The sequence below is a fragment of the Paenibacillus caseinilyticus genome, from assembly GCF_027533645.1.
In the GTDB taxonomy this organism is placed as follows: domain Bacteria; phylum Bacillota; class Bacilli; order Paenibacillales; family NBRC-103111; genus Paenibacillus_G; species Paenibacillus_G caseinilyticus.
The window spans coordinates 570,990-589,985 of the sequence record NZ_JAQAGY010000001.1 but is presented as its reverse complement, the minus strand read 5'-3'; the positions used below and the strand labels follow the sequence as shown (position 1 = coordinate 589,985).

Genomic DNA, 18,996 nt, shown 5'->3' with positions numbered 1-18,996 from the left:
GGGGAATGCGCATGAACATCGGATTAACCGGGGGAATCGCCTGCGGAAAAAGCACGGTGGCGGGCATGCTCGTCCGCCGCGGAGCGCTGCTGATCGATGCGGACCGGATTGCCCGGGAAGTGGTGGAGCCGGGTACTCCGGTGCTCGCCCGGGTCATTGCGCGCTTCGGGGAAGATCTGCTGCTGCCGGACGGCTCGCTGCACCGTAAGATGCTCGGCGAGCGGGTCTTTGGCAATCCGGAGGCGCTGAAGGACTTGGACGGGCTGATGCATCCGCCAATCCGCGCCGCCATGCGGGAGAGAATGCAGTCTCTTGAGGCGCAGCATCCGGACAAGCTCGTCGTGATAGACGTGCCGCTGCTGTACGAGTCGGGGCTTCAGGAGCAGTACGAGCAAGTTATGGTCGTCTACGTGCCTAGGGCGGTCCAGCTCCAGCGCTTGATGCTGCGGGACGGCGCCAGTGAAGAGGCCGCGCAGCGCAGGCTGCAGGCGCAGTGGGACATTGAGGAGAAGCGGCGGCTGGCCGATATCCTTATCGACAATTCGGGCACGATGGAAGAGACTGGGCAGCAAGTGGACCGGTTCTGGAATGAGAGGGGACTCTCATGACCTTTTGGCGAAAAAAGAGGGTCTTTGCTCTCCTGCTGATCACCTTTGTTCTCTTCTTGTTTCTCAGCAGCTCCTTTGTGGGCCGGATGATCTATCCGATCCGCTATCAGGAGGAAATACGCCAAAATGCAAGCAAATACGAACTGGATCCCTACCTGCTGGCCGCGGTCATCCGGGTGGAGTCCAATTACAAAGTGGACGAGCAGTCCAATAAGGGCGCTTATGGCTTAATGCAGCTCATGCCGGATACGTCGGATTGGATTGTGGACAAAGCTTCACTGCCGGACGGCTATAAAAAGCGGTTGAGCGAGCCGCAGGTCAGCATTGAGCTGGGGGCATGGTACCTGAGCTGGATGAAGAAGCAGTTCGGCGGCAATATGGTCGCCGTAGTGGCCGGGTATAATGCCGGGCACGGCAAGGTCAGCCGGTGGCTGGAACAGAAGGAATGGGACGGCACATGGGACCATGTGGAGAGCATTCCTTACGGGGAGACCCGTCATTATGTACAGCGTGTATTGTACTATTATCACAAATATCAGAAGCTGTATGGAGAGTAAGCGCATGCCCGCCTGCTGGAACCGGCCTATCCATTGTAAGGTTCCGAGGAGGCGTGTTATAAGGGAAAGGAGTACCGGACAGGCTTCCGGGAAGCGTCCGATACTCCTTGCTTATTCTCTAAAACGTGTTATTATTTGAATTGACCGGCAAGCGATTGCTCAGCGATTTGTACCAGGCGGCGTGTAATATGACCACCGATAGCACCAGTATCACGAGTAGCCATGTTACCGTAGTAACCGTCTTGCGGAATGGCGATACCCAATTCCTGGGCTACTTCGTATTTCAGTTGATCCAACGCTGCGTTTGCTTGAGGTACTACCAATACATTGCTGCTGCGGGATTGTCCTGCACCCATGTCTGTTCACCTCCTTGTCGTTGGTAACAGTATTATGCGGCGATTGCCCGAAGTTCATGAGCGGAAGCTTGTGGTAATTACCGAAAGGAAGCTATAGCGATGAAATGCCCTTATTGTGACTACATCGGCACCAAGGTACTGGATTCGCGTGCGGCCAACGAGAACAAGTCCATCCGCCGCCGCAGGGAGTGCGAGAAGTGCCAGAAGCGGTTCACGACCTTCGAGATGGTGGAAGAGACGCCGCTAATCGTGATCAAGAAGGACGGATCCCGAGAGGAATTCTCAAGGGAGAAGATGCTGCGCGGCTTGATTCGGGCCTGCGAGAAGCGCCCCGTATCGGTAGAGCGGCTGGAGATGATCGTCTCCGAAGTCGAGAAGCAGGTGCGCAATACCGCCCATGCCGAAGTCGACAGCCGGGAGATCGGGGAGATCGTGATGAGCGAGCTGTATCCCGTCGATGAGGTGGCTTATATCCGGTTTGCCTCCGTGTACCGGCAGTTCAAGGACATTAACATGTTCATGAAGGAGCTCAACGAGCTGCTCTCCAAGCATCAGGTCGGCGGCGACAACCTCAAACTGTAGCCTCCAAAATAAATTCCTGAAAGATTGTTGACAAGCTTTGAACCTCTGTGGTATTATCATTCTTGTCGCCGCGAACAAAGCAAGTGAGTGAGCGTGCAAGAAGTACACGGGGCCTTAGCTCAGCTGGGAGAGCGCATCGCTGGCAGCGATGAGGTCAGGGGTTCGATCCCCCTAGGCTCCATACAAATTATAAATGCAAAAACTCCTTGATATGTAAGGGGTTTTTGTTTTTTTCATACAAAGAATCTATATCTCGCTCGCGAGGGCTCAATCCTGTAATCTAATATACCTCATACATCATACACGCGTATCGTCCTTAAAGGACGGCTAAGCCGTTTATCTTGCGGTCTCGTCATAATCGACCAAACTAGGCCGCTATTGCGTTAACCCACGAAATCTGTTACATTAACTATAGTTAGATAATCTAATTATATGTCAGGTGAGATCGTGAGAAGAAAAAACAACAAGGATTATACCTTGGACCCACTGCCCAAGCTTGGTATTCAGCCTTATTTGGACCTCATGGCAAATACCGCGGGGAAAGAGACGAGCATCGCCTTTACTCGGTTGGGACTATTAATGCTGTGGTTCGGCGATAACGTTTTGGATACAATCGATTTGGAGTTATCGCCATTCGGTATTACCGAGAGCAAGCTGGACCTGCTGCTGCTGCTTAAACTTCATGAAAGCAGAGAAGGTATTGCTCCATCCTCGCTTGCAGACAGATTGGGGATTAGGCGGGCTTCGGTTACGGCACTGCTGGATTGGCTGGAAAAGCGCAATTTCATTGTCCGTGAACAAAGTGAAGTCGACCGTCGCATGGTTCATGTCAAGATTACGCCGGAAGGCCAGGAACTGTTGAATAAGGTATTGCCCGTGTTCTGGTCTGCGTGCTCCTCCATCATGGATGATTTAGATCAAGAGGAAGTAATACTATTGGATAAACTATTGGTAAAATTGAACGCCAGTATCGAAAACAAATTGGGGGTGGGGCGATAAAATTTTTTGGGCATATAATTAGATTATCTAACTATAATGAGAGCAATCATAAATGTAGAAAGAGGTGCATCATGTCCCCCAAAAATTATTCTCTAATGACCGTCATTCTTTGCTGGTCTGGATTGGCCGTAATGTCAAGCTTATATGTCACGATTCCCCTTACGACGGTGTTTGCGGATATTTTCGGTATCTCATTAACACAAGCTGCGGCATCCGGCAGCGGATTTTCGGTTGGGTTTGCTATAGGTTGTCTAATTTACGGGCCCTTGTCTGAAGCCTATGGACGTAAACTTGTCATTGTTATCGGATTGATCGCTTTGGCTCTCCTTTCTTTGCTGCTGGGCATTGGAATTGATAATTTTATAGGCATCGTTATTCTAAGAAGTTTGCAAGGCGCTGCCGCTGCCACCTTTTCGCCGGTCGCGCTCGCTTATGCCGTTGAAATGTTTCCTGCGGAAAAACGGGTAACCGCAATCGGCTTTATTAGCACAGGATTTTTGGTAGCAGGGATTGTTGGCCAGGTGATCAGTAGTCTAGTCAGCCACCAGTACAGCTGGAATGCTGTATTTGTCATGCTTGCCGTAGTGTACACAGTGACCTTGCTTCTGGTGATAACGGGTTTGCCCAAAGAGGAGAGCCGGCCGAACACGACGAATTTGTGGGATTCCATTCAAAAGATTCCATCTCTCTTCAAGCAAAAGAACCTGGTGTTAAGCTATGTTATCGCTTTGGTGCTGCTGATGTCCTTTGTTAGCATGTATACGGTTTTAGGCAATTATTTAGCAGGGCCTGACTTTGGGCTTAGCGCACAGGGCATTCTTTATATTCGATCCGTGGGTGTTATAGGCATGCTCATTTCACCGTTCGCAGGCAGGCTCGTGCAGCGGTTTGGCGTACGTACCGTGCTCCGCTGGGGATTAGGCGTGGCGATTGCAGGTTTGGCTTCTCTTGGCTTCGGTTCCAGCTTGGCTCTGGTGATAGTGAAAAGCGTGTTTTTTGTTGCCGGCATTGCGGTATCCGTACCGTCCCTGATCTCGCTTATCGGTCAGCTGGGCGGCACATCGAGGGGAATCGCGGTTTCGGTGTACACCTTTATTCTATTTGCGGGAACAAGTATTGGACCCATACTATCGATCCGTTTTATGGAATGGGGGAGTTATACGCTTACTTTTTTACTGCTTGCCATCGTCCTCGGTACCGGCCTGCTGGCCGCTATTCTGATTCGGAATGAGTCTTCCCTTGGAAGTTCGAGTACAAAAGGGACATAGACAGTATATTGACTTTATTTCCGGTGCCTGGTATCCTTTCATTAGACCGTATACTGTCTATCTAGAAAGGAGTCAGGAATATCGCCATGGATGTGTACCGGGAATTATTTTTGATGCAGCAGACGTACGCCACTTTGTTCTCCCTTGCCAATAAGATCCAGATCAAGGGTGATGCCTATCTAGAGAATCTGACATCAAGACAATATATGACGATGGTGGCCATCGCACACTTGCAGCCAGATGAAACGACACTGAACAATATCAGCAGAAAATTGGGTACAACCAAACAGAGCATCAAGCAGATCATCGATATCTTGGAGAAGAAGGGATACCTTCTGATTACGCCCAGCCCGAAGGATAAACGCGCCGTCAATGTCCGGATTACAGTGTCAGGCCAGCAAGTCATGGTGGATGCCGCCGAGAAAGGGATTTATTTTTTTGCGGATCTCTTCAGCGACTTCTCTACGGCCGAGCTCGAGCAGCTCTGGAATCTGCTGAAGAAAATGTACCGTTTTGACGGTGAGGAACAGGATGGGTTCGAAGAGGAAGGAAACCTGGAGCCGGTGGACAATCAAGACGAAATCAAGGCCAGAGTGTTGAAAGAATTCGAACGTCGAAGACAGCAATCTAAAGGCGGGGCCGGCCAATGAAAAAGAAGGAAGGCAGGAGGCCAATCTATCTTGAGGAGTATGTTCCCATTAATGGAATCCATCAATTCTTATATCATTTGGGAACACGTCATGATAACCCCGTCTTGCTGTTTTTGCATGGAGGCCCCGGTTCGGTGGAGTCTTTATTCACGAGAGCGTTTCAGGCAAAATGGGAGGAGATGTATACGGTCGTGCATTGGGATCAGCGGGGAGCAGGGAAGACACTGACCCGTAATCCGGATCAGTATCCTACGATAGAGTTGATGCTGCAGGATCTGTATGAAGTCGTGCAATATTTGAAGGGGAAATACAGCAAGCGGCGGATTGTGATTCTCGGCCATTCGTGGGGGAGTGTTCTGGGTTCCTTGTACATCCGTAAGCACCCTGAAGATGCAGCCTGCTATATCGGTGTCGGGCAGGTAGTGAATATGCTTGAGAATGAGCAGATCGGATATAATAAAGTCAAAGAAAAGATTGTGCAGGCCGGTGACCAAAGATCCTTGAAAAAGCTTGAGTCCATCGGTGAATATCCCGGGGATCAAATCGTGTTTAACCCCGAGTTTTTGAAAAAGTGTAGAAAAGTCAGAAAGCTTCAAGGAAAATATCAATTGGCTGTGAAGATCGATCTTGGGATATGGATCACGGTGTTCAAGAGCCCGCTTTTCCGGTTTTCGGATATTCTCGCATTTCGGCAGATTTTCAAGGCCAATGCCCATTTGCATCGATTTTTAGGAAGTTTCGACCTTCGCGCGGAAAGCACAGCATATCAAGTGCCGATCTATTATATTTCGGGCGAAAATGATTGGCAGGCGCCATATATCATTGCGCAGCAATACTTTGATGAGATTGAGGCTCCTCATAAAGAGATATTCATTATTCCAGGTGCAGGACATATGGCCATGATGGATCAGCCGATCTGTTCTATGAGGCCTTACATCACATTCATGAGCTGGAAGAAGCGAGTTCTGCCAGATAAACGGCTTCGCCGGCTTTAAATTCTAGTATTTCAACATAGACCCTGAGGGGTCTTTTTTTGTTTTCGCTGTACTGTCATCCATAGCAACAGCCGTCGCTTCAATAATACCTTCTTGAAACGCCTGATGGATCAAACGGTTACGCGTTTCTTGAAATACAGAAGATCTATACCTCAGGCTAATCGTCTAATGAGATCTTTCATTGTGGGAATTCGCTCCATAACCCTGACGAACAAGGAGACCCGCATCGCAGCATAATTTAGCTCCGTCGGCTTTCCGTAGATGCTCTTTTGGGAGACTATTTTGAGAAATGGCGTGATGTCTAACGTTTCAAAGACGAGGGCGTACGTGTCACTGGGCGGAAGCCTAGCAAGTCGGTGTAGCGTGTACTTTGTAAACACCGCCTGCAGATTCTACGAGAAAATGTTAGGCGGCGATTGCTTCGCCGCACTAATTTGAGTTACCCTCGAAGCAGCCTCCTCAGCTCCTTCCAAGGTACGGGCCTGCAGATATGATAGCCCTGTGCCAGCTGGCGTGCCTGCTCACGCATATAACGATACTGCTCCGGTGTTTCGATGCCTTCAATGCAGCTGTGCAGCTTCAGATCTTCAATCAATGCCAAAATAGTGCCCAGGATGGCCGTACTGATTTCGCTTCGCGGGATATCCCGGATGAACATACGGTCGATCTTGATCATGTCGAGCGGCAGCTTCTTGATTAAAGATAGAGAAGAGTGGCCAACTCCAAAATCATCCAGGGCGATTCTGACACCACGCTCCCGAAGCGCTTGGAGCTGCTGTACGGACTGTTCGAGCTTCTGTATGGCAGCCCGCTCGGTAATCTCGAGGCATAGGAGCTGCGGAGGGAGGCCGGTCTCGGCGAGTGCACCCTGGACATCGTCCGAAAAGTAATATTCCGAGAGGTGGACCGCTGAGATGTTGACCGACACCACAAGCGGGGGAAGCCCTTCCCTTACAAGCTGCAAGCCATCCAGACAGGCCTGACGGAATATCCAGCGGCTGATAGGGATGATCAGGCCGGTTTCTTCGGCAATAGGAATGAATGAATCCGGAGGAACATTCCCAAATATCGGCGAGGTCCAGCGGAGTAAAGCCTCCATTCCAACCATTTTTTCTGTGGTAAGATCGATCTGGGGCTGATAATGCAGTGTGAATTCACCGGCTTCAAGGGCGCCGCGCAGTCCGGTCTCCATGGTGAATTTCTGTAATGATTCGGTATTCATGCCAGGCGTATAAAGGCAAAAACGGTTTTTCCCCTTCTCTTTGGCCTGATACATGGCGATATCCGCATGCTTGATGAGTGTATCGCGATCCCTCCCGTGGTCCGGATAGAAGCTGATGCCGATACTCGGTGTAACCAGCACTTGGTGCCCTTCGATAATCATCTGGGCATTGAGCGCATGGAGTATGGTACCCGCCATGGTCTCTGCATACAGGGGATCTCCCTGTATCGGGCACATCAGGAGGAATTCGTCGCCGCCGAGTCTGGCGACTACATCCCGGGGGGAGACGCAGGACTGCAGTTGGCTGGCCACACGGCGCAGCAGCTCATCTCCTGCGGCATGGCCCAGCGTATCATTAACGAGTTTGAACCGATCCAGGTCCAGCAGAATAATAGCGAACCGGGATGTTCCGCGTGTGAGTTCTTCGGCTATGCGGTCATAAACGAAACGGCGGTTGGGCAGGGAAGTGAGCGCATCGTGGTAGGCGATGTGATGAATTTCCTCTTCCTGCTTTTTACGGGAAGTAATATCTACGATCGAACCGATCATTCGGACTGGATGTCGATCCTTATTACGAACAGCCTCTCCGGCCGCATGGATCCAGATCCACTCGTCCTGATTTTTGCGCATGCGAAATTCACTCTGAAACGGGATGCCCGCTGTATAGTGAAGCTCCAGTGACTGGAGGAGCCCGGGCAGGTCATCCGGATGAACGCGCAGGGCGAATTCGTCCTCGTGCATGATCAGACCTTCATGATCCAGAATGTGGTTGATCTTCCGATTCCACTTCATGAGATGCGTCGTGAGGTCCCAGTCGAATATTCCATCATTCGTAGTTGAAGATACAATCTCGAGCCGGTTCTCACGCTCTCGTGCTTCCTCGTACAGCACTTCGCGTTCCAAGGCATAGGCTACCAGGTCCATGGTATGGGTGATGGAGTGGATGAGGGGACCAAGCTTGCTGGAGCGCTGCTTGTCAAATATATCGCCCATGAGCACGATAAATCCCAGATTTCTTTCTTCCGTCCGGATCGTGTGCACGGTCAAGCATTCATCGTCAAGCAAGATATCCTGCAGCCCGGGAGGAGGGAATGCGGCCTCGTCAAATAGCTGGCCAGCCTGCAGTACAGCTTGGGCTTTGGTAGTATAAATGCTGTCGATCTTCAACTGCTTGTCTGCTGTCCAGAGGGCCAGACAGCCCCAAGTGTAAGAGGTATAAGAGAGCCAGAATAAGCTCCGGATCGTTTCAGCATCCGATTTAATCAGATTCCTGCCGATATCGTGATTCCGCTGGATGGCTCCGGATAAATATTCAATGATTTCCATACCACTGTTATACAGCTCTTCCATGCCCTCCTGCTGCTGGCTGACCTCACATCCACAGGAGTGTCTGCATACGAGCTCCATAGGAGTAACAAGGATTGGACGGCCTAGGATAGGAGACTCTGTCTGCTGCAGCACTTCCTCCAGCATTCGCTGGCCCCGCGTATACAGCGGCTGCGCTACGGAGGACAGGGAGAACCTGCGGGCATAATCGGTATTATCAAAGCTGACCAAGGCGAGATCTTCAGGTACGCGGATGCCGAGCTTTATGAAGACTTCCAGCATGCCAATCGATGTGACATCCGAACAGACGACGACAGCCGAGAAAGGCATTCCTCTTTCCTGCATGTGGTCAGCCGCTGCTGCACCGTACTTTTCCCACAGATTCGGCACATCGAATAAGAACTCAGGACGCGGTGCGATCCCATGTTCTCCTAAGGCTCTGAGATACCCGCGGTATCGCAGGATACTCTCCTCATTGGAAGAGCTGTATACCAGGGCGATATCCCTGTGTCCGTGCTGGAGCAGATGCTTTGCCGCATCGTAGCCGCCCTGCTCATTGTCGACAGTGAAGGTGGTACACTTTGTGAACCCCCCGGCATACGGTGTGCAGACAATCGGCCTGCCCATCGCTTCCAGTTTTTTTATATAACCGCTCTCCGTCACAGCGTTCAGCAGAACAATCCATCCATCGATATAATCCGTTCCGAGGAAGCTGTGATACTGGCTCGTATGGGTGGAGTCATAAGTCTGAAAATAGACGATTTCCGTATTGCGCTCAAGAGCCGCCTGGTGAATTCCCTGCAACATGCCATTGAAATAGAACCCGTCAGTCAGCGGAGTTAATACACCAATCGTTTTTTTCATCGTGCTTGACACCTCTGGATATCAAGTAAGTTCGTTCTTTACTCGGTTCACAAGGGGTAGTTTTTACCATTTGTATCTAACATATACAGCCACATCCATACCCAAGCGGCAGTCTTGCAGAACCTGTTTGGATTATGCTAGGCGACCGCTTTGAATGAGATATCACTCGCCGTGGAGCGCTTCCGACATCTCATGATGTTAAAAAGTCAACGCGGACCTTCCTTAAAGGACGGTCCGCGTTAATTTTAAGCACTATGCGAATAGGTGGGAAGAAAGCGAATGACAAGCCGATCGAGCAGCAGGAAGATGAGAATAGATACGCCCGCCAGAGGAAGGAATAGGCCAAAAGCGATAACCAATGCGGCCGTACCCTTCATCAGCTTGGCATTGGGAGTTCTGGAAGGCGCTCCTAGTTTGCCGGCTGGCCTGCGGCGCCACCACATCAGCACCCCGCTGAACGCTATGCCTGCCATTCCAATACAAGCGATCAGACCAACGATCTGGTTCGTGAGCCCAAAATAACGACCTTCGTGAAGCGCAACCCCGACAGAGATGACCTTGGCCGTCGCTCCATAGTCTGCAAACCGCAGGTTGGACAGAATCTTACCGTTATACTGATCGATATGGAGTGTAACCTGATTCTCGGGTCTGACGGGAACAGCGGTGACAACGTATATTCCGGTTTCTCCCTTGGGGAAGGTGATAACATAAGGGTCACGCACGTTCTGTTCATTCGCAATTTGCATGACCTGATCCAGCGGCAGTCGCGGACTAGCCGATGCCTTTACTGATTCAGTCACAGGCATCAGCTCAGCCGCCCAAGGAACCTCTGGAGCTATGTCACGGGTGGGTACCGTGGATTTTGGCTTCGCTCCATAGAGGGCTGGAGGAGAGCCGGTATTCGTCGCAGCGGCAATCCGATTCAGTCCCTCACCCCATACAGCAGACCAGGGGAGGCCCGTGAATACGAGAATCAGCACCGCCCCCGAGAGCCAGAAGGCAGGGACGGCGTGCAGATCCCGCCAGAAGATTCGGCGGCCCTGACTCAGCCGGGGGAGCAGCGTGCCGAAGACCGACCGCCGCTGTCCTCTGGGCCACCACAAGTATAAGCCGGTGACAATCAGAATGACGGCCCAGCAGGCGGCCAGCTCGATCATCCAGTTGCCTGCTGGGCCGGCGATTGTTCCGCTGTGGAGTTTTTTTACGATATTCATCAGCTTGCTATTTTCATCCAACTCTCCCAGAACATCACCCGTATACGGATTCAAGAAGACGATCTTCGTGCCATCCGGTGTACTGATGGTGAACTCGCTGGAACGGGAGACCTGTTGGGCAGGTTTGAACTTGCTGATGGTTGCGGACGGGTACTGACTCTGTATCATCTCAAGCTGGCGGGCTGCTGGAAGAGGGTTCGCGGAGGATACGACATGGTAATAAGAATGGTACACCGCTTCTTCATACTCCGCTTTGAACAGGTAGATCGCCCCTGTGACAGCCAGGAGAATCAGGAGAGGAGCGAAGATGATTCCCGCATAGAAATGCCATCTCCAAAGGGTGCGGTAGAGCTTTTCGCCTGATCCGGGACTGCTTGGTGTCGCATGAGCCATCTCTGTTCACTCTCCTTCAAGGAGGCATTTTGAATTACTTTTTCACAATGTCCTGTACGGCTTTGTCCAATTTCTCCAGGAGCTGTTCGCGGTTGATCCCCCCGCCCATATACTCCTGCATCGCTGCACCCAGACCTTGGGTTACTCCATCTGGGAATAGATCCCAATTCCAACCCTTAGCGCTGCCGGCCTTGTTCTGAATTTCAACTGCGATTTGACCGATGTCCTCCGCCGTCGCTTTTACGGTGTTCACCGCCGGGATGAATTTGAACTCTTTGGCAACGAAATTCTTCCCGGTTTCCGAGGTGACGAGCCAGTTCAGGAACGCCTTGGCTTCTTCCGGATGCTTGGACTTTTTGTTGACGATATAGTTGGAGGCAACGCCAACCATCACGGAGCCCTCCTTGTCATCGATTGGCAGCGGGAGAACACCTAGCTTCATGTTCGGATTCACCTTGTTCACATCACCCTGCGTCCAGTTCCCCTGCAGCATCATGGCCGCTTTGCCTGAGGCAAAATGGGTGATTTGGCTCGTATAGTCTGTGGTGGTTTTGTCTTTTTGCGAGTTCGCGAAGAGGAGATCCACGAAATCCAGCCATTTGACGAAGACGGGATTCCCCTTGATGGTCGTTTGTCCTGCAGAGAGATCACTGATGAATTGTTGCGGATCCGGCTGGTTGGCGAGAGCGATGTTGACCGTATGAAGACCCAGGCTCCACCATTCATTGGTTGCCATGAAGGGTGTAATTCCAGCGGCCTTCAGTTTCTCAGCAGCTTCCTTCAGCTCGGCAAAGGTTTTCGGCTCGGCCGTAATGCCGGCTTTCGCAAAGAGCTCCTTGTTATAGATCAGTCCGTAGCCTTCTATGTTCATGGGCATGCCGTACAGCTTGCCGTTCACTGTCGTGGGACGTTTGGAGATTTCTACCAGATCCTTGGCCCAAGGCTCATTCGTGAGATCTTCCGCCCGGTCCATATAAGGCTCGAGACCGACAAAGCCGCCGTTGTTAAAAATCTCCGGTTCGGAGCCCGAGGCGATCTCCGCCTTGAGGAGCGCGTTGTAATCTTCCCCCCCGCCGTGCGTTTCGATCTCAACGGTTACCCCGGTTTCTTTCTTGTACTCTTCAGCCAGCTTGTGCAGGGCCTCGGCAATTTCCACCTTGAACTGGAACATTTTGATGGTAACCGCTTTTTTGCCCGCAGTGCTCACTGCTGTGTCCGCAGGCTTGGATGTGCCTGCGCTGCTGGGACCGCCTGCGCAGCCTGCCAGAATGGCAGTGAGCATGGCTGTGCTGACGAATGCTGCTGTTAACTTTTTCATGAAAAGACCTCCCTGTTTATGTATACGGTGATGCTGCAGTTCTCATTGTATATAACGCGCCCGGGGGGCAACACTTACGATTATGCTGAAAAAGGTGGACATTCTTACGATCCCTCTCCACACTCAGCCCTTGAGCGAGCCTGCGGTCACACCTTCGACTATGTATTTCTGCAGCACCAGGAAGAAGAGCAGAATGGGGGTAATGGCCATGACGAGTCCGGCGAGAGCCAGATCCCACTTGCGCGTATATTGGCCAAAAAATTTGGTGACGGCGAGCGGGAGGGTCGTCAGTTCCTTGCTGCTGCCGATCATCAGGACAGGCAGCAGATAATCATTCCAAATCCAGAGTGTGTTCAGAATCATCACGGTAACCATGATTGGCTTCAGCAGCGGAAAGACGATCCTGAAGTATACGCCATAAGGATTGGAGCCGTCGACCGTGGCGGCTTCCTCAAGTTCAACGGGTACGGACTTGATGAACCCATGGAATAAAAAGACGGACAGCGGCATGCCAAACCCGATATAACAAGCGACGATGCCGTACAGTTCACCACGCAGCTGCAGCAGAGCGGTCACCCGGACCAGCTGAAGCATAATGGACTGGAAGGGGATGATCATGGCCGAGATCAGCAGGATGAACATGAATAGATTGAAGCGTGTGGGTCTGCGGACAATTCGGTAAGCCGCCATGGAGCTCAGGAAGACGATGAAAAAGACGCTGAGCACCGTAATCTGCAGGGAGTTCCAGAAAGCAACCGGAAAATCAATGACTTTCCACACTTCGAAATAATTGGACCAAGCGTAGGTGACGGGCAGGGAGGCTGAATCCAGCAGAATTTCCCTGAGGGATTTGACCGAGTTGACCACAACGAGATAGAAGGGGGCAAGAAAAATCATGCCGAGCAGAACGGCAATGATTTCAAGAGAGAAGGTGCGTGCTGTGTAGATCTCGCTGCTGCGCATTAGGCTGAAACCTCCTTACGTTTGGTAAGCCAAACCTGGGTGATGGTGATGAGGGAGACGGCTGCGAAGAAGATGAGCGCCTTGGCCGTTCCAAGTCCAAAGCGGTTATTGATCAGTGCTTCGGCGTAGATGTTATAAGCGAGCGACTGGGTGGAGGTACCGGGACCCCCGCGGGTCAGGGACAGGTTCAGGTCGAACATCCGGAAAGCATTGGAGGTCGTCAGGAATAGGCAGATCGTGATGGCTGGCATAATGAGTGGCAGGTATATATTCCACAGCAGCTGAACGGGGCGCGCACCGTCAATCTGGGCGGCTTCAATCAAATCTTTGGGCAGACCGGAGAGAGAAGCGATATAGATTACCATCATGTAGCCCGCGGTTTGCCATACGAATACGATGACCAGTCCCCAAAATGCAGTTTCGGCTGTACCCAGCCAGGTTAACTGGAAGAAGGAAATGCCGGACAGCTCCCCGATGGTACTGAAGCCTTTGGTGAAGATGAACTGCCAAATATAACCGAGGAGAATGCCTCCGATCACATTCGGCATGAAAAACAGGGTGCGCAGCAGACGGCGTGTCTTGAGCTGCTTCATGAGGAGCAGGGCAAGAGAAAGGCCCAGTATATTGGCGAGGATGACAGAGATGACCGTAAAGCGGAGGGTAAAGCCGAAAGACTCCCAAAACTTGTCATCCTTCGTAAAGATTCGCTCCCAGTTGGCTGTGCCGTTCCAGACCGCCTTATCCAGATCCAGGCCGTTCCACTCGGTGAAAGAATAATAAAATCCGAGCAGAAAAGGAGCGATCACAATGATCATAAAAAAGAGCAGAGCAGGTCCCATAAACACAAGCTGAGGGCCCCAGTCTCTTTGAAAATATGATGCTTTCTTCATATGAGGTTCTCCTTTTCGATGTATTCAGAAGCCATTATACAGCGCTGCCGGGAAGCCAAAAACTCACAATCATGCCGATAAAGGTGGAATATCATGCCGCCCTTTGCTAGAATGTGTGGAAAAAAGGCGGTGTTGCCCATGTTTGGAAAGAGCATACGAACCAAGTTGATGGTACTGACGCTTATGGCAGCCGTGCTGCCGACCGCGGTATCTATCGGTATATCCTATCTCTACACCAAGGAATCGGTCAGGGAGAACTCAATCGAGGAGAATACCCGTATTCTTGCCCTCGGCAAGGACAATCTGACGAATTACCTCTCGAGCTTCCACCGGATGGCACTGTCGATCTACAGCGGCATTAATCTGCCAAACTCCCTTTACACCACCATTTTAAACACCAAATACGGAAGCGATATCATTACAGGAGAGGGACTCTCCCACCACCGGGATGCGATTGCCAGCCAGCTGCATACTATGTATCAGAGTAACCCTGATATTTATCAAATTCATTTGTATATCAAAGCCAGCGGTCAGTCGAGCGCTCTGCTGCAGGGTTTTTTTCGCAGGGAAATAAGCCAGAGCCCACGAATCCCGGCCGAGGCAGAGAACAAACCTTGGCTTGAGGTGACCCATCCGGCCCACCGCTATGGACTGCAGTCGAGCATTCCGAACCTGAAACTCGGCACGACCGAGGTATTCTCTCTGCATTATCCTGTCCTTCGTGCGCCGAGCGACGAGGCGATGGCTTATTTATCGTTTGATCTGAGGTTGTCCAGAGTGGAGCAGCTGGCGAGGTCCATGTATGATCCCCGCAAGGAGCAGCTCTTCATCGTGAATGATGAGGGGCTAGCCCTGTATTCCTCTGATCCGGAGCTTACAGGCAGGCAGATCCGGGTGGATTGGGGCCGAATAGCAGGAGTGTCCGGAAGCGGGCATTTCGTCTGGAAAGATGCGTCGTTTGATGGAATTGTGATGTTTGAGCGGATGACGGGCCCCCTGCTGACCGGAGCGGTCGTGAAGATGATTCCTTATGATCAGTTGTACGGGGACACTACCGTCATTGCCGGAATCAATGCGGCTATAGGTGTGCTGTTTCTCATTGTCGGGATCATTGCCGCTGTGCTGATCTCTATTCGCTTCACCTCGCCGATCAAAAAGCTGATCTCCTTCACACAAAAGGTGAAGACCGGCCAGCTTGATGCGCATGTGGATGTGGAGAGGGAGGATGAAATAGGGCTGCTCACGCGCAAGATCAACGAAATGACGCAGACAATCCATCATCTCATTGTTAAGGAATACCAGCTGGAGATTGCCAATAAAACGAATCAGCTGCGGGCGCTGCAGGCTCAGATCAATCCGCACTTTCTGTATAATGCACTGCAGACGATCGGGACAATGTCACTGAGGTATGATGCTGTGAAGGTATATGATCTGATCTATTCCCTCGGCAGCATCATGCACTATGCGATGACTGCGGGGAGCACGGAGGTGCCTCTGCGCAGCGAGGTCGAGCATGTGGAGAATTACCTGGCCCTGCAAAAGGAGCGGTTCGGAGAGGATCTGCAGATTCAATGGAATGTGGATCCAGTAACACTGTCCATCCTCATTCCGAAGATGATCTTGCAGCCGATCGTGGAGAACATATTCAAGCATGGGTTCGAGGAGGGTACGGAAGGCGGATGCATCGTCATACACAGCAGAATGGATAGGGAGGACTGCCTGCTGCTGTCCGTCTCCGATAACGGAAAAGGACAGCCGGCAAAGCGCATAGCAGAACTCGAAGAGGCACTCTCGAGGAAGGGGAGCCTAGTGAGCGAAAATATAGGTCTTCACAATGTGATGGCAAGACTCCGGCTCTATTTCGGCGATGAAGCCGCTGTCACCATTCATCCGGGGGCCGGCTCGGGTCTAACGTTTACGCTCCTAATTCCGCTGTCGCCTGGACGCCATGCAATTCAAACGAGGGAGAAATGAGATGAAAGCATTAATCGTGGATGATGAGAAGCCCGTCCGTGAAGCCGTACGCTATCTGATCCCATGGGACAGCTATGGCATTCAGACGGTGCTGGAAGCAGGCAACGGTCTGGAGGCCCAGGATCTGATTCGATCAGAGCAGCCGGCCATTATTGTTACAGACATGAGCATGCCGCTGATGGATGGTGCAGGTCTATTGGAGTGGATTCATGAACACGCCCCGGGTGCCAAAACCATAGTGATTAGCGGACACAGCGAGTTCCAATATGTGAAACATGCTATTCTGTACCGCGGGGTAGATTACCTCTTGAAACCGTTGAACCGGTCACAGCTCATCTCGGCCATGGACCGGGCGACAACACTATGGCGGCAGGAGCAGGAGGAGCGCTGCCGACAGCTGGACCAGAATGTGCAGCTGAATATTCTGCGGCCGCTGTATTGGGATAAGGTGTTCTCTGACATAATGTCGGGCGCCCGGAATGATGCGGATGCGGCCTCCTCCCTGATGGAGGAATTCGGGATCCGGCGGAACTGCCGGGAATGCAGGATCGCCGTTATTTCCATGCGTCAGCTGGATTCGCGGTTGAAAGACCGTCTGAATGGAGATCTTTCCCTGCTTTCTTTTATTATGACCAATGTATGCAATGAGATTCTGAAGGGCGGCAGGGATGGTTATGCGTTCCGGTATTTGAATACAGGACTCGATATGGTGCTGGTGCTGTGGGGGAGGGTTAACCGGGCCGGGGAACTCGCACATGAAATCAACCGGGCTTTTGAACAGACCTACGGCGTGCAGTTTCATATGGGACTTGGCTCCGTTCAGCCTTTTCCGGGAGGACTTAGACCTTCGTTCGAAGAAGCCAGATTGGCGCTAAGACAGCGGAATTTGCTGCAAATGAACCAGAGGGTGCACGAATGGCGGGAAGGTATGACGGAGGAGCGAGCCGTGTTATCGCTTAAGCCGGTGAAGGAGAAGCTTACGTTCGCGATCCTGTCGAGAGATGCGGAGAAGCTGGAAGCGGTTCTGCGGGAATGGGAAGGGAAATTGAATGCGGAGCAGATCATTACGGAGAGTGTGCTTGAGGGATGGATGGAGGAGTTGAGCGGACTGCTGGATGACTGGAGGACGGAGCTGCTCGATAGCGATGCCGCATCTCAGGAAAGGGCGGTTATTACGCCTCCGTTTGATTCCTCGGGTAATTTCTCGCTAGGTCTGTGGAAGGAGAGGGTACGGGCGGCGTTGAGAACGCTGATGGACCGCTGGAGCTTTATACAAAAGAGGGATGACCGTCTCGTGCACGAGATCAAGCAATATTTGGATTTGAATTACAAAGACGAGATCACCCTGCAGGATATGGCAGAGCGATTTTTCCTCAGCAAAGGCAATGTATCGAGAAAGTTCAAGCAGGTGACCAGCGAAAACCTGACGGAATATCTATCCCGAATCCGTATTGAGAAGGCAAAGAATCTGCTCGTTAATCCGTCCATACGGATATCCCAAATTGCGGAGTGGGTGGGATTTCAGGATGACAAATATTTCAGCCGGGTATTCAAAAAGTTGACGGGAACTACGCCGAGGGAGTTTCGGAATAAGGGAGCAGGAGCGGGGGAACATAGAAAGGATTGATATCATAAATGCAGGATTGACAGCTCTATTTGCTCTAAGTATACTTGGGTTAACCGGTTACGTAATGGCCTTAATTAAATTCTATGGATTCAGAGTAACCGGTTACGTTGATCTATCAAAGATAGGCGGCCTAAGAGAATGGCGAGAATGAGGTAAACGTATGATTCCGACGATTCGAGATGTGGCTAAGCAATCCAACGTTTCTGTAGCCACCGTATCCAGAGTGCTCAATGGTCTGACCGGCTACTCGGACAAGACCAAGCAGAAGGTACTGAATGCAATAGAGGAAATGGGCTACCAGCCCAACGCCATCGCACGCTCACTGTCCAACAAGCGAACACAGACGCTGGGCGTGATGTTCCCCGCCGTATCCGACGAGTTTGCTTCCGCCGTGCTGCAGGGAATTGAAGATTTTGCCCACGATCAAGGCTACAGCGTGCTCGTATGCAATACGGCTGCCGACGGTGACCGTACACTGAAATATTTGCAGGTATTACGGGAGAAGCAGGTGGATGGTATTCTCTTTGCCAGCGAGAAGCTCAAGGATGAATATATCGCTGCTCTGGAAGCTATGAATGTGCCGATGGTGCTCATTGCCTCGGAGACTCATCATCCGGGCATTCCGTACGTCAAGGTCGACGACAGGAAGGCCGCTTACGATGCCACCTGCTATTTAATCCATCAAGGCCACCGGGAGATCGCCATGATCAGCGGCACGAAGGGAGATCCCATTGCTGGCTTGCCTCGAATAGAGGGTTACCGCCAAGCCCTGTTGGATCATAGGATTGCATATCGTGAAGATCGAGTCGCATACGGTGATTTCCACTTTGAAAGCGGTTCAGATGCTATGAAATCGCTGCTGGAAAGCGCAGGCAATATTACGGCTGTCTTTGCTGCAAGCGATGGAATGGCCATTGGTGCCTTGAATTATGCCCTGCGGCAAGGAATCTCTGTACCGGACAAGCTGTCCATTATCGGGTATGACAATCTTAAGATGTCGCAAATGGTCATCCCGTCACTGACGACCGTCCGGCAGCCCCTCTTCGAGCTCGGAATGCTTGCTTCGGAGAAGCTGATTACGATGATTGAAGAGAGTGGTCCTGTGGAGAACACGATCGTAGAGCATGAGATTGTGGAGAGGCACACTGTTAAAGCTGTTGTGGCTAACAGATCAATATAGATGGATAGGA

At 51.6% G+C, this 18,996-nt stretch carries 16 protein-coding genes and 1 tRNA gene; 11 read left to right on the top strand and 6 right to left on the bottom strand.

What is annotated here, in order from left to right; translation table 11 throughout:
• Window positions 1–11 precede the first annotated feature (11 nt).
• On the top strand, window positions 12–608 hold the full coding sequence (coaE, locus tag O9H32_RS02395) for a dephospho-CoA kinase (RefSeq protein WP_269864145.1): 597 nt from the start codon (window positions 12–14) through the stop codon (window positions 606–608).
• On the top strand, window positions 605–1,165 hold the full coding sequence (locus tag O9H32_RS02390; protein WP_269864143.1) for a lytic transglycosylase domain-containing protein: 561 nt from the start codon (window positions 605–607) through the stop codon (window positions 1,163–1,165). The genes coaE and O9H32_RS02390 overlap by 4 nt, the downstream gene beginning before the upstream one ends.
• Before the next feature lie 131 nt (window positions 1,166–1,296).
• On the opposite strand, the gene O9H32_RS02385 is transcribed toward O9H32_RS02390, so the two are convergent.
• Entirely contained in the window at window positions 1,297–1,521 is a 225-nt protein-coding gene (locus O9H32_RS02385) for an alpha/beta-type small acid-soluble spore protein (protein WP_014369103.1), read from the bottom strand.
• Window positions 1,522–1,620: 99 nt separating this feature from the next.
• Here O9H32_RS02385 and nrdR point away from each other — a divergent pair, with 99 nt between their 5' ends.
• From nrdR to O9H32_RS02355, 6 genes are all read left to right on the top strand, one after another.
• On the top strand, window positions 1,621–2,103 hold the full coding sequence (gene nrdR / locus O9H32_RS02380) for a transcriptional regulator NrdR (protein ID WP_269864140.1): 483 nt from the start codon (window positions 1,621–1,623) through the stop codon (window positions 2,101–2,103).
• Window positions 2,104–2,211: 108 nt separating this feature from the next.
• A tRNA-Ala gene (locus tag O9H32_RS02375) sits at window positions 2,212–2,284 on the top strand.
• A gap of 251 nt (window positions 2,285–2,535) precedes the next feature.
• Window positions 2,536–3,102 carry a MarR family winged helix-turn-helix transcriptional regulator gene (locus O9H32_RS02370; protein WP_269864138.1) on the top strand — a complete coding sequence of 189 codons (567 nt, stop codon included), beginning with the start codon at window positions 2,536–2,538 and terminating at the stop codon, window positions 3,100–3,102.
• Between the two features lie 71 nt (window positions 3,103–3,173).
• Window positions 3,174–4,370: an MFS transporter gene (locus O9H32_RS02365; RefSeq protein WP_269864136.1), complete on the top strand. Its 1,197-nt coding sequence runs from the start codon at window positions 3,174–3,176 to the stop codon at window positions 4,368–4,370.
• An 86-nt stretch (window positions 4,371–4,456) separates the two neighbouring features.
• Window positions 4,457–5,020, top strand: a complete 564-nt coding sequence (locus tag O9H32_RS02360) for a MarR family winged helix-turn-helix transcriptional regulator (RefSeq protein ID WP_269864135.1) — start codon at window positions 4,457–4,459, stop codon at window positions 5,018–5,020.
• Complete coding sequence (locus O9H32_RS02355; protein ID WP_269864134.1) at window positions 5,017–6,015, top strand: alpha/beta fold hydrolase; 999 nt, start codon at window positions 5,017–5,019, stop codon at window positions 6,013–6,015. The genes O9H32_RS02360 and O9H32_RS02355 overlap by 4 nt, the downstream gene beginning before the upstream one ends.
• Before the next feature lie 439 nt (window positions 6,016–6,454).
• Here O9H32_RS02355 and O9H32_RS02350 read toward each other — a convergent pair whose 3' ends face one another.
• The 5 genes from O9H32_RS02350 to O9H32_RS02330 form a co-directional block, all read right to left on the bottom strand.
• Window positions 6,455–9,427: an EAL domain-containing protein gene (locus O9H32_RS02350; protein WP_269864132.1), complete on the bottom strand. Its 2,973-nt coding sequence runs from the start codon at window positions 9,425–9,427 to the stop codon at window positions 6,455–6,457.
• Window positions 9,428–9,672: 245 nt separating this feature from the next.
• Window positions 9,673–11,034, bottom strand: a complete 1,362-nt coding sequence (locus O9H32_RS02345; protein ID WP_269864130.1) for a PepSY-associated TM helix domain-containing protein — start codon at window positions 11,032–11,034, stop codon at window positions 9,673–9,675.
• A 34-nt stretch (window positions 11,035–11,068) separates the two neighbouring features.
• The gene (locus O9H32_RS02340) at window positions 11,069–12,352 is read right to left on the bottom strand and encodes an ABC transporter substrate-binding protein (protein WP_269864128.1); all 1,284 of its coding nucleotides are present in this window, start codon (window positions 12,350–12,352) and stop codon (window positions 11,069–11,071) included.
• Window positions 12,353–12,475: 123 nt separating this feature from the next.
• Window positions 12,476–13,315, bottom strand: coding sequence for a carbohydrate ABC transporter permease (locus O9H32_RS02335; protein ID WP_269864126.1), 840 nt, complete (start codon window positions 13,313–13,315; stop codon window positions 12,476–12,478).
• Window positions 13,315–14,205, bottom strand: coding sequence for a carbohydrate ABC transporter permease (locus O9H32_RS02330; protein ID WP_269864124.1), 891 nt, complete (start codon window positions 14,203–14,205; stop codon window positions 13,315–13,317). Before O9H32_RS02330 ends, O9H32_RS02335 begins: the two co-directional genes overlap by 1 nt.
• Window positions 14,206–14,343: 138 nt before the next feature.
• Here O9H32_RS02330 and O9H32_RS02325 point away from each other — a divergent pair, with 138 nt between their 5' ends.
• From O9H32_RS02325 to O9H32_RS02315, 3 genes are all read left to right on the top strand, one after another.
• On the top strand, window positions 14,344–16,179 hold the full coding sequence (locus O9H32_RS02325; RefSeq protein ID WP_269864122.1) for a sensor histidine kinase: 1,836 nt from the start codon (window positions 14,344–14,346) through the stop codon (window positions 16,177–16,179).
• Between the two features lies 1 nt (window position 16,180).
• Window positions 16,181–17,806, top strand: coding sequence for a response regulator (locus O9H32_RS02320; protein ID WP_269864121.1), 1,626 nt, complete (start codon window positions 16,181–16,183; stop codon window positions 17,804–17,806).
• Window positions 17,807–17,966: 160 nt separating this feature from the next.
• On the top strand, window positions 17,967–18,986 hold the full coding sequence (locus O9H32_RS02315) for a LacI family DNA-binding transcriptional regulator (protein ID WP_269864119.1): 1,020 nt from the start codon (window positions 17,967–17,969) through the stop codon (window positions 18,984–18,986).
• Window positions 18,987–18,996: the final 10 nt, after the last annotated feature.